Genomic DNA, 11,985 nt, shown 5'->3' on the forward strand with positions numbered 1-11,985 from the left:
TAATCCGACTTATTTTTCCGACCAGCCAACGCGGTTGAGGAAGAGGTTCTCATTTGGTAGCGGGGTAAACTCCACACTCTTGGCTGCACCATAAATCACTGATGCCTGATAGAGCGGAATAATATAGTTTTCTGCAGCGACAATCTCATGCACAGACTTATAAAGTTCAAGGCGCCGTTCAGGATTGATGACGTTTCTTGCTTCATCAAGTGCCTTGTCCAAACGGTCATCTTTGATGGTCGACCAGCTGCTGGACGAGTGCAAGAGCGGATAAAGCGTACCATCAGCATCCTGACAACCACAGCTCCACCGACCAAACGCGGCGGATGGAATTGTATCGGCGCCTGATTGCATCTGTTGCATCCAGTTGCCCATATCGGTGGTAACGATTTTTACATTCAAACCGACCTCGTTAAGCATCTGCTGAATTGCCTGCACCACACGCTGATCGTATGTTGGTGTCGTGAGTAGTGTGATCTCAGTTTTTGCCTCATCACCCACTTCAGCCACAAGCTCTTTGGCCTTTTCTGGATTGTAGTCCGGCGCTTTGATGCCTTCGACAAAGCCGAATGAAACCGGAGAGGTCAACTCATCAAGTGGTGCGTCATAGCCACCGAGAATACCTTCAACGATGCCCTGTTTATCAATCGCATGAGCGATAGCCAGGCGAATACGCGGATCATTAAGCGGCGCTTTATTGATGTTGAGCGAGAAAAAGGCAATGCGTTCACCGCGAACTGGCAGAACGTTCCCCTGGCCAGAGGCTTCGAGCTGTGCCGCTAGATCATTATCGAGATTACTGACAAGATCGGTCGTTCCGGCCTGCAAGTTTGCGATACGGGTTGAACCATCCGGCACGGCACGAAATGCAACTTTAGGAAATTCACCCTTCTTGCCCCAATAATCATCATTGCGCGCAAGCAGTACTTCGACACCGCGATTCCAGTTTGCAAGCTTATAAGGACCGGAGCCCACGGGCTTGATGTTAAACTCATCCTTGCTGACTGTTTCAACCACATGCTTTGGCACGATGGAAAGCTTGGTCAATTGTGCAAGCAGTACCGGATAAGGACCCTTTGTGGTGACGACAACGGTCGTACCATCTTTAGCTACAGCGTCATTGATCTGGTTGAACTGACCAATCTGCGGACTTGCGAAGGCCGGATCAATAATGCGCTTGATGCTGAAGGCAACGTCATCAGCAGTTAGCGGCTTTCCGTCATGAAATTTTACATCATTGCGGATTTTAAACTCTATTTCTGAATCGGATAAATATTTCCACTCCGTTGCGATTTGCGGGGCAATTTCCCCCTTGTCATCACGGGTGAGAAGGTTATCGAAGATATTGCGATAAACATTAAAGCTATCGGTGTTCCACTGCACATGCGGGTCAAGCGAGCTTGGCTCTGCTATGAAATCCACCGCCAACAAATCCTTGGCGCCAGCATTTTGCGGCAAAGCCGCCAGAGCTGTCGCGGCAAGCAGTGCGGCGAAGAGTGCGTTTCTAAAGCGCATCAAATTATCTCCCCTAAGGTTTCCCCGATTATCATGACTGCGGAAAACAAATTGCAAATCAAAGAGTCATTTTGACATCTCAGTTTTATTATTTGCAATATTAATAATTGATACTGTCACCTTATAGAAATTGCCGCAACCGGTGTATTTTCTAAAACTGCGCGCAATAGAAAAATGTCATTTCATTTTTTCACCTTAAAGAGAAATGGTTGATTTATAGGAACAGTGAAGGCAACATGACACTGTTTCTTTCGGAGCGCGATATGGAGATAATTTCTTCACTTAAGCGATCAGGAACAGAAAATATGCCCTTTAAAATAGATAAAAGAGATTTCAAAATATGAAACTGAGAGGTCAGTTATAAATGTTGGATAATGATGCCTATACGTCTCCCGTATCGCTTGAAGGCAAGGGAGATTTGGCGGAAAAGGCGCTGCGAAGTGCGATTGTGAACTGTGTTCTGGCACCGGGTGAACGGCTGTCGGAATCTGCACTTGCAACCGAATTTGCGCTTGGACGCGGAGCACTTCGCGCAGCGCTCGCACGTCTTAAAGCAAGTGGATTGGTATCGTCCTCAGCGCGCAGCGGTTGGGTCGTCACACCAATTTCTGCAGGTGAAATCCGTGAACTAAGCGCAGCAAGACGGCATTTGGAGCCACTCCTTTTCGCGGCAGTGTTGGATGAGACCTCCATCCAGCGGCTGAATGCGCTCGGTGAAATGCATCTTGCGCTAACGCAACGCAATGAACTTGGCGGCGACATTCTTCCGACAATCCGCCGCTACGAACGTGAAATATTGGAGCTTCTTGCTACCCGTCTCAACATGCCGATCGTTTCCGGCTGGCTGACCGATCTTTGGGATCGTGCGGTACGACTGGTCAATTTCTTTGAAAAGACAGGCCGAGTGAAACTAATCCCCGCCAATCGATCACTGTTAATCAGTGCAATTATCGAAGGGCGAAAAAGTGAAGCTCTGGAACTGTTTGGCGCTGCCAACACGGCACTCGAAACATATCTCCTCGACCGCTTTCTTGAATCAGAAGCAATGGTCGGCGCAAAACCTGCCCGCCGCAACGCGAGCAAAAACAAAACCGAGAAGCAATCTCGTCCAGAACCGCATTTGGACAAACCAGGGGCATTATAAATATGAAAGTAGTCAGCCGTTCGATCCGTTCCGCCATTGCAGGCCTCATTCTGGCCTGTTCACCGCTTGCAATGACCACGGCTTTTGCCAAGGATCAGCTAGTTATTGACCTTGTGAACGAACCGTCATCACTTGATCCACACAAGCAATGGAATCCGGACAGCTACTACGTTTATCGCAACATTTTCGACAATCTGGTGACACGCAGCGATGCGGGTGAAATCGCTCCGCAGATTGCTACCGAATGGAAATACAATTCCGATACGGAAATTGTCTTCAAGCTACGCGATGATGTGAAGTTTCACGATGGCTCTCCGCTGACAGCGAACGATGTTGCCTTCAGCATCAATCGTATCATCAACCCGGCTTTTGCCAGCCCGCAGCTCGGCCAGTTCAACAAGATCGTATCGGCAGAAGCAACAGGTGAGCATGAGGTAACCGTCAAAACCGACGGTGCTTATCCGGCGCTCCTCGCCCAGCTCGTTAAACTTTCCATCGTTCCGGAAAAAATCGTGGAAGCCAAAGGCGACGATGCTTTCAATGCCGCCCCCGTTGGCTCCGGCCCATATAAATTTGTAAATTGGCAACGTGGCGTATCCGTTGCACTGGAACGCAATGACGATTACTGGGGCGACAAGGGCGCATTCAAAACCGCCGAATTCCGCGCGGTCCCCGATGCTGCAACCCGAATTGCCAATCTGCAATCCGGCACTACCGATTTGGCAGTTGGTCTTGATGCCGATCTCGCAGCACAGATCGAAGGCTCCGCAAACGCCAAACCGCTCTCTGTTTTGACCGAACGCGTCGGCTATGTGAAGCTTAATCCAAATCTTCCGCCTTTCGATGATAAACGCGTCCGCGAGGCCGTAGCGCGCGCAATCGATAAGGAAGCAATTACTGAAGGTCTTCTGGGTGGTGTCGATCAACCTGTTGCCCAGATGGTGACGCCATCGCATTTCGGCTATGTCGAAGGCATTGAAGGCTATGCCTACGATCTCGATAAAGCAAAACAACTCATCAAGGATGCAGGTGCACCCGGCAAGGCAGTAAGCTTCGCCACAGCCCCCACTTTCGACCAGCGCATTGTGCAGGCAGTGGCACAGATGGTCGGCGAAACGGGGCTTACCGTTAACATCGAAATGACCGATATGGCGACCTATCTGAAAAGCGCGCAGAGTGAACCTAAAAGCCAGCCCGCTATCGCTTTTGGCCGTTGGTCCTGTGCCTGTCAGGATGCAGACGGCGTGCTTTTCCCGTTGCTGCATTCTTCAAGTTCATGGTCGTCGACGAACAATCCTGAGATCAACAAGGCACTGGAAGCCGCACGCGGCACTCTGGACGAAAAGACCCGCCTTGAAAACTACAAGACCGTCAGCACGTTTGTTGCCCAGGAAGTCCCACTCGTGCCGCTTTATCAGGCTGCGATTATTTATGGCGCGGCAAAGCAGCTTCAGTGGAAACCAACCGCAAATGAAAGCCTCTTCCTGAACCGCATGAGCTGGCAGGACTAAAAAGCCAAAGGCCGGCGCAGTCATGCGCCGGCTCTAAATAAAAATAACAAGGGAACTATAGACGCGTGCCAGCCTTTTTTGTGACCCGCATTGTGCAGGCTTTGATCGCCATTCTCGGCGTCATGACGCTCATTTTCTTTCTACAACGTCTCGCAGGCGATCCCGTTCTGCTGCTTGTTCCACAGAATGCGACACAGGCCGATATTGAAGCTATGCGCTCGGCACTTGGCTTTGATCGCCCGCTCGCCATTCAATACCTCGAATATTTGCGCGGTCTGCTGACTTTCGATCTTGGTCGTTCCTACGTGCAAAATGTGTCGGTCTGGACACTTATAGCAAGCCGCCTGCCCTACACTCTCATGCTTGCCGGAGGCGCTCTTCTCGTGGCGATTGGCCTCGGTATTCCGCTTGGCGTTATCATGGCTGTACGTCGGGGACGGGCTGAATCAAAAGCCATTATGGGCTTTGTGTTGGCCGGGCAATCCATGCCGACATTCTGGAGCGCGATCCTGATGATCATGGTCTTCGCGGTCTGGCTTGGATGGTTGCCGCCTTCAGGTGCCCGTGACTGGCCAAGCCTGATTATGCCGTCCATTGCGCTTGGGCTTTTGTCGATGGCAACATTTGCTCGCGTAGCGCGTACAGCAGTTCTCGATGAACTGGAAAAAGATTATGTGCGCACCGCTCATGCCAAGGGCGTTCCAATAACGCGCATCGTTATTCGTCATTTGTTGCGCAACGCTTCCATTCCAGTCGTGACTGTCGCAGCACTCGAAATTGCCAATCTTCTGGCCGGAGCTGTGATTGTCGAAACTGTTTTCGCCTGGCCGGGTCTCGGACAATTGACCGTACAGGCAATCGCCGCGCGGGATTTCATGCTTGTTCAAGGGGTTGTTCTGCTGGGCGCGGTCACCGCAATTGCACTCAATCTTGTTGCCGATGTGCTTTACAGTATCATCGACCCGCGCATTCGGATGGGAGGTCAGGCATGACGTCCCTCACTTCATCATCCGGTACATTTGCCAAATGGTCGAAAAAGCTACCGCTCACGGTTTCCCCTTTTCTCGCGATCTTGGTTCTCTTGCTCCTGATCGCAATTTTTGCGCCCTTGTTTGCTCCCATGGATCCAAACAAGCAGAACCTCCTGGCTCGCCTCAAGGCGCCGGGTTTTGAAAGCCGTGGTATCGTTTATTATCTTGGCTCCGATGAACTGGGCCGCGATGTTTTAAGCCGCCTGATTTATGGCGCGCGTATTTCGCTACTGGTTGCTGTTTCCTCAGTCGTGCTTTCGGGCATTCTGGGAAGTATTCTGGGTATGCTGGCTGCATTTTATCGTGGCTGGACTGAAACCATCATTATGCGGCTGGTGGACATGGTTCTGTCAGTTCCCGCCATTCTTCTGGCAATCATCACCGTGGCCATTCTAGGGCCGAGCCTTGCCAATGTCGTTATCGTACTCGCGCTCACACGCTGGCCGCGTTATGCGCGTGTTGCCTATGGGCAGACGCTTTCAATTGCAAACATGCCTTATGTCCGCCTGTCTCGTTTCATGGGCGCGGGCTGGTTTCGTCTCTTGTGGCGGCACATTCTGCCCAATATTGCAGGCGCGCTTATTGTCGTTGCTACACTCGAGTTCGGGCTGATGGTGCTGTTTGAAGCCGGACTATCCTTTCTTGGATTAGGCGTACAGCCACCAACCGCAAGCTGGGGCGCGATGCTTTCAACGGGGCGCAACTATGTCGCCTCTGCGTGGTGGATAGCGACATTTCCAGGCCTCGCTCTGTTCCTGCTCGTCCTTTCCATCAACCTTATCGGCGATCATGTCCGCGACCGGCTCGATCCGCGCGGCAGATAGGAGTTTTATCCGTGAATTTTGAGAATGAATTCCAAGGCAAAAAAGTTATCGTAACCGGCGCTGGAGGCATAATTGGCGGATGGATTGCCAAAGCTTTTGCAAAGGAAGGCGCAATCCTCTGCCTTACCGATCAGGATCAGTCAAAACTTGATTCACGCGTCGCGGAACTTCCCGGCGAAGGCCATTTCGGTATTGTCTCAGACCTCACCGATGCGGCCTCGATCACCAGCTTTGCAGACGCAGTTGCGGCACGCTGGGGCGCACCGGACATTCTCGTCAACAACGCAGGCATATATCCGTCAGGCTTCCTGCTCGATATTTCGGTGGAAGACTGGGACCGCATCATGGGCGTCAATCTGCGCGCGCCATTTCTGCTGTCACAGCTTTTCGCAAAACAGATGGTTGCTACACAAACCACCGGTTCCATCGTTAACATCTCGTCGGGTGCCGCTCGCAAAATGCGGACTACAGCCGTTCCTTATTGCACCTCTAAAACCGCTCTCGACCGCCTCACAAAAGGTTTCGCTCTTGAGCTTGCTGAATATGGCATCCGCGTCAATGCGGTGGAACCGGGCTTTGCAGCCGGAAGTGATGTCAGCTCCTTATCCGATGAGCATGTGAAGACCGTCACTGCATCGATCCCGCTTGGACGCGCATCGTCCGCTCCTGATGTGGCATCCGCTGTTCTTTATGTCACATCGTCGGCCGCCGCCTATGTCACCGGCGCTACATTGACGGTCGATGGCGGCAACTCCATCGGCTCACTTGCCGTTTTCCAGCAAAAGAAGAATGCGCTATGACCGAAGGGCTAAACATCAAATCACCTTGGCCCAGCTATCAATGGCCAGCCGGAAAGCAATCTGCAACGCTTCTGTCAGTTGATGTGGATGCGCAGGTGCCGTTCATGTGGGCGCACCGCGACGGCCTTCCTGATCGACTTGCGACGCTCGAAATCCGTAACTTCGGACCACGCACAGGGCTTTATCGACTGATTGACCTTTTTGCTCGTTATAACGTCAAAGCGAGCTTCTACGTTCCTGGGCTGACCGCAGAAACCAATCCGGAAATCCTGCCAGCCCTCGTTGAAGCCGGGCACGAGGTTGGTCTGCATGGCTATTTTCATGAAATCGTTGCCGACGCATCAGATGCGGAATTCACCGGCGCGCTGGAAGCAAGCATAGAACTATTCTTCAAACAAACCGGCAAGAACCCGGTCGGCTTTCGTTCGCCCGCATGGGAAATTACACCGCATATGCTGCGTGAAATCAAGCGTATGGGATTGGCTTATGACTCCTCGCTCTCCGGCTTTGACCATCCCTATGAGATCGATGGTGTTACGGAAATTCCGGTGCAGTGGGCAACCGATGACGCCATTTTCTTCAAGTTTGAAGGTGGCGGACGCGACAAGTGGCCGTTTCAATCCGGACAGGCAATATTGCAAGACTGGATTTCCGAATGGCGCACACTGCACCGCTTTGGCGGATTGTTTACGCTGACCGTGCATGACTGGATTTCGGGTCGGGCGCAACGCATCGCTCTTCTGGAAGAACTGCTGGATAATATCGCCGGCCAGTCAGACGCGTGGGTTGCCACGGCGAAAGAGATCGCAGCGCACCATGCTTCGTCCGCCAATGCAGGGCGCTTTGCTGTCGGGGCGAAAATACCCGACGCTATCGGAAACCGCAGATTTGGACAGACGCATGGCTGAGAACTGGGAAATCCAGAAAAAGCAAATCCGCAGCGAAGGCGGCATGGTCGCCTGCCAGAACTGGCTCGCCGCCGAAGCAGGTGCCGCCGTTTTACGCCGTGGCGGCAATGCCATGGATGCCGCAGTAACCACAGCACTTACCTTGAGTGTTGTTGAGCCATGGCTTTCCGGTGTTGGTGGAGGCGGCTTTTTGCTGCGTGCGGATGGCAAAGACGGAAGTGTTGACGCGCTTGATTTCAACGTGGTGTCCGCGAGCCGTCTTGACCCCAACGATTATCCGGTAGCAGCCGGCAGTGACGGCGATTGGTTTAACTGGCCCAAAGTTGTCGAAGACCGGAACCTTATAGGTTACAGCTCCATATGTGTGCCGGGCGCCATCGCGGGCCTCGCATCTGCGCTGGAACGCTTTGGTTCCATCAGCTTCGCCGATGCGCTGCAGCCAGCAATCGACCATGCCCGACGGGGATTGCAAATCGACTGGTTCACCACGCTTTGTCTGGCTATCGATAGCGAAGGCTTAAACCGTTTTCCTGCATCAAGTGCGCTCTTTCTCGATAATGGCCGTGCGCCTCGTGTGCCGGAAACAGGCTCGCCGCGCAGTATTCCCATGCCGAGAAAGGCTGCAATGCTGGAACGGCTGGCACAAGCAGGCGCACGCGATTTCTACGAAGGTCAAATCGCCGAAACTCTCATTACCGATTTACGTGCTGGTGGCAGTCGCATTGAAAGCGACGATCTGCGCGACTTCCAGCCGGAGTGGAAGAAGCCGCTGACGATTGATTATCGCAACTCCTCCGTCCACGCCATGCCTGGGCTTTCCGGCGGACCGACACTGGCACGCGTTCTTGAAGAACTCGACAGGACATTGCCGCAGGAAAATGCATTTTCGGGAAAAACTGCGCTCGCCTTTGCAAGAGCCATTCGGCGCGCATCCGAAGACCGGCTTCGCACTCTCGGTCATGGCAGCAGTGGGGAAAGCTGCACGACACATATCAGTGTTGTTGATCGTGATGGCACCATGGTTTCACTCACCAACACGTTATTATCGCGCTTTGGTTCGAAGGCCGTCGCGCCGTCGCTCGATCTTCTCATGAACAATGGCATGATGTGGTTCGACCCTCGTCCCGGCCAGCCAAACTCAATTGCAGCTGGCGTGAAGCCCCTTGCCAATATGTGCCCCATTATTGCCAGTAAAGATGGCATACCTCATTTGGCGCTCGGCGGTGCAGGTGGGCGGCAGATTATGCCCGCTGTGGCACAGATATTGTCATATATCGATGTATTCGGCATTTCGCCGGAGGCAGCGCTGCACGCGCCACGGATAGATGCCAGCGGCGTAAAGCTTCGCGTCAGCGAGCGCGCACGGGCGGATGTTGCCACGCGGCTGAGCGAGGAATTTCCTGTCGAGATCATCGAAGACACACTCTATCCGGTGAACTTCTCCATCCCTTCTGTTGTCATGCGTGAAGACGGCCACAATATTGGTATGGCGCATCCTTACAGTCCTTGGGCAGCCGTGGGTACGGAGGCGGAATGACAAAACCTGTGCTCAAAGTTGATGAACTTGTCGTTCACATTGCGGATCAGCCGGTCGTGGATGGCGTCAGTTTTCAAGTCAACGAAGGAGAGATCCTGTCCGTTGTAGGCGAGTCCGGTTGCGGAAAATCCCTGACTGCGTTTTCCGTGATGGGCTTGCTCCCCAAAGTGGCTAAAATTGCATCCGGCAGCATTTGGTTCGGCGAAAGTGATCTGGTCAGCATCTCCGATAAAGCGCGGCGAGGCCTGCGTGGCAATGATCTTGCGATCATTTTTCAGGAACCCGTTGCTTCACTTAACCCGCTGATGAAAATTGGCAGGCAGATAGAGGAAAGCCTCGTCGTGCATCGCAACTTGAGCGGCAAAGCAGCCCGCCATGCTGCTATTGCCATGCTCGAAGAAGTGGGCATTCCGGAGCCGGAAATTCGTTTCGGGCAATATCCGTTCGAGCTGTCCGGCGGCATGTGCCAGCGTGCCATGATTGCTATGGCTTTGATCTGCCGCCCCCGTCTTCTAATCGCCGACGAGCCGACGACAGCGCTTGACGTTACCATTCAGGCGCAGATCCTTGACCTTATGAAAAAACTCCGCGATGAGACCGGAACGGCGATACTGCTCATCACCCACGATATGGGCGTTGTTGCGGACATGGCAGACCGTGTGGCAGTGATGTATGCGGGGCGCATCATCGAACAAGCTCCGGTCGAAGCGATCTTCGCACGACAAGAGCATCCTTATACGAAGCTTTTGCTTTCGACCATTCCGCGTCTCGATGGTGAACCTAAAACGCATTTGCGAACGATTGAAGGTATCGTACCCAAAATCGGTTCATGGCCTGAAGGCTGTCGCTTTGCACCGCGTTGCCCCATTGCAGAAGATCAATGTCATGAGGTCGCTCCAAAGCTTTCAACACGAATTGATGTTGGTGCTGCTGCCTGCTGGCGTTCGCAACAAGTGGGAGCGCTGCTATGAGCGAGACACTGCTTTCGGTCGACAATCTTAAAGTTCATTATCCTATTCGTGGTGGCTTGCTAGGGCGCACCGTCAACTTCGTCAAAGCTGTCGATGGGGTCAGTCTCAATATCGCACGCGGGGAAAGCGTTGCACTTGTTGGTGAGTCAGGCTGTGGCAAGTCCACGCTCGGCACTGCAATCCTCGGCATGACGAAAGCGACATCGGGCAATATCAGTTTTGATGGAAAGCCGGTTGCTCATGGCTTGTCAGAAACAATCCGCGGACTTTCACGCGACATTCAGATCGTCTTTCAGGATCCGGCATCGGCACTGAACCCAAAGCTCACAATAGGCGAAAGCATTGCCGAACCGCTTGCAATCCATAATATCGGGACAGCGGCGGAGCAACGCGCTCGTGTCGCCGAGCTGCTCAAGCTGGTCGGGCTGCATCCGGAACATGCAATGAGAAAACCCGGCGCTTTTTCGGGCGGACAAAGGCAGCGCATCGTGATTGCCAGAGCGCTTGCGCTCAACCCAAAACTAATGATTTTGGATGAGCCTGTTTCAGCGCTTGATGTTTCCATCCGCTCGCAAATACTCAACCTGCTTCTCGATCTTCAGCGCCAATTTGGACTGTCCTATCTGTTCATCAGTCACGATCTTTCAGTTGTAAGGCATTTCGCGGATCGCGTAGCTGTCATGTATCTGGGGCGCATCGTTGAAACCGGCGAAACCTCCGATGTTTTTGATCGTCCAGAACATCCCTATACTGAAGCACTGATATCAGCCATTCCATTGCCTGACCCAATCGCCCAACGGCAACGCAAGCGAATTGTATTGCGCGGTGATCTGCCAAGTCCGGCCAACCCGCCGAAGGGCTGCGGCTTCTCGACAAGATGTCCTCTCGCTGTCGCAGAATGTCGTGAAGCCCCGCCATCGCTTGTCGAGCGAAACACCAACCGGCATCTCGCATGTTTTGTCCGCGCGGCATGAGAATGCGAAAACAGAAACACTAAGGGTTAAACGTTTCGAGACAATTGGGTGCAGCCACAATCGTCCGCTTCTCAGCGATAACATGCTTATCGCTCATCTCGACCCAGCCTCTATGCACTCTCTTTCGCTTTTCGCTTTCGATAAGCGCGCGCACTTGCCTGATCTCCACAGGGAGACATGGCACACCAAACCCGATTACCTGCCCGTGATTTATCAACGAACATGACATGACAACGTGGCGACGCGCATTGCTTGATACGCGTGCGATATGGCCCGGTGAAAACGTCGATCGCATCACGCGCGATCAAGCCAAGAATTTCGTTCATTTCGGCTGCATCAGGCGGCTCGGTACTGCAGCCATCACAGGCGATACGCAAAACCGGCATACCTGAACGGGCATGAGCGTTGATCAAAGCAATATCCGATACCGATATCTCACCTTGATTGATGCGATTATCCGCCAGCCTGAATATTGCCTCTCGCAAAGACTTTGTCTTTGCAAGTTCCTCGTCCGTCACAGAACCGGCAAGCGGTGGTAACTCCGCTTCACAAAGCCATCTGTCCAGCAGTGAAGGCTCTGAAAAGCGGTCAATCCCCTTGGCCCTGTCTTTTGAAGCAGCGACGGTCGCAACAAGATTGAGCGCAACACTGTCCGAGCGGAACAGGAAGCGCCAGCTTCCCTTTTTCCGGCGTTCTTTCGGATGCGTGGATTTTGCGTCAGTTATGTCCATCAGTTCGCTCTTTGCTTGACAGGCCCGTCCAGCTTTGAA

Annotated in this window: 11 protein-coding genes; 9 read left to right on the forward strand and 2 right to left on the reverse strand. The window is 53.0% G+C overall.

The annotated features are described in order from the left end of the window. Nucleotides 1-9: 9 nt before the first annotated feature. The gene (locus CEV34_RS25195; protein WP_007880145.1) at nucleotides 10-1,515 is read right to left on the reverse strand and encodes an ABC transporter substrate-binding protein; all 1,506 of its coding nucleotides are present in this window, start codon (nucleotides 1,513-1,515) and stop codon (nucleotides 10-12) included. A 364-nt stretch (nucleotides 1,516-1,879) separates the two neighbouring features. Between CEV34_RS25195 and CEV34_RS25200 the strand changes: the two genes are divergently transcribed. The 9 genes from CEV34_RS25200 (at nucleotide 1,880) to CEV34_RS25240 (ending at nucleotide 11,215) form a co-directional block, all read left to right on the forward strand. Beyond that, a complete protein-coding gene (locus tag CEV34_RS25200; RefSeq protein ID WP_007880147.1) occupies nucleotides 1,880-2,659 on the forward strand; it encodes a GntR family transcriptional regulator in 780 nt (259 codons plus the stop codon). 2 nt (nucleotides 2,660-2,661) lie between these two features. Continuing rightward, nucleotides 2,662-4,170: an ABC transporter substrate-binding protein gene (locus CEV34_RS25205; protein WP_007880153.1), complete on the forward strand. Its 1,509-nt coding sequence runs from the start codon at nucleotides 2,662-2,664 to the stop codon at nucleotides 4,168-4,170. A gap of 65 nt (nucleotides 4,171-4,235) precedes the next feature. Then, on the forward strand, nucleotides 4,236-5,162 hold the full coding sequence (locus CEV34_RS25210; protein WP_007880154.1) for an ABC transporter permease: 927 nt from the start codon (nucleotides 4,236-4,238) through the stop codon (nucleotides 5,160-5,162). Continuing rightward, on the forward strand, nucleotides 5,159-6,025 hold the full coding sequence (locus CEV34_RS25215; protein ID WP_007880156.1) for an ABC transporter permease: 867 nt from the start codon (nucleotides 5,159-5,161) through the stop codon (nucleotides 6,023-6,025). Before CEV34_RS25210 ends, CEV34_RS25215 begins: the two co-directional genes overlap by 4 nt. 11 nt (nucleotides 6,026-6,036) lie before the next feature. Further along, a complete protein-coding gene (locus CEV34_RS25220; protein WP_007880158.1) occupies nucleotides 6,037-6,825 on the forward strand; it encodes an SDR family NAD(P)-dependent oxidoreductase in 789 nt (262 codons plus the stop codon). Then, nucleotides 6,822-7,733, forward strand: a complete 912-nt coding sequence (locus CEV34_RS25225) for a polysaccharide deacetylase family protein (RefSeq protein ID WP_007880160.1) — start codon at nucleotides 6,822-6,824, stop codon at nucleotides 7,731-7,733. Before CEV34_RS25220 ends, CEV34_RS25225 begins: the two co-directional genes overlap by 4 nt. Then, nucleotides 7,726-9,270, forward strand: coding sequence for a gamma-glutamyltransferase family protein (locus tag CEV34_RS25230; protein ID WP_007880162.1), 1,545 nt, complete (start codon nucleotides 7,726-7,728; stop codon nucleotides 9,268-9,270). Before CEV34_RS25225 ends, CEV34_RS25230 begins: the two co-directional genes overlap by 8 nt. Beyond that, nucleotides 9,267-10,241, forward strand: coding sequence for an ABC transporter ATP-binding protein (locus CEV34_RS25235; protein WP_007880164.1), 975 nt, complete (start codon nucleotides 9,267-9,269; stop codon nucleotides 10,239-10,241). The genes CEV34_RS25230 and CEV34_RS25235 overlap by 4 nt, the downstream gene beginning before the upstream one ends. Further along, nucleotides 10,238-11,215 carry an ABC transporter ATP-binding protein gene (locus CEV34_RS25240; RefSeq protein WP_007880166.1) on the forward strand — a complete coding sequence of 326 codons (978 nt, stop codon included), beginning with the start codon at nucleotides 10,238-10,240 and terminating at the stop codon, nucleotides 11,213-11,215. Before CEV34_RS25235 ends, CEV34_RS25240 begins: the two co-directional genes overlap by 4 nt. Before the next feature lie 110 nt (nucleotides 11,216-11,325). On the opposite strand, the gene CEV34_RS25245 is transcribed toward CEV34_RS25240, so the two are convergent. After that, entirely contained in the window at nucleotides 11,326-11,946 is a 621-nt protein-coding gene (locus CEV34_RS25245) for a CGNR zinc finger domain-containing protein (RefSeq protein ID WP_007880168.1), read from the reverse strand. Between the last annotated feature and the right edge of the window lie 39 nt (nucleotides 11,947-11,985).

It is taken from the genome of Brucella pseudogrignonensis (genome assembly GCF_002252525.1).
Classification (GTDB): Bacteria; Pseudomonadota; Alphaproteobacteria; order Rhizobiales; family Rhizobiaceae; genus Brucella; species Brucella pseudogrignonensis.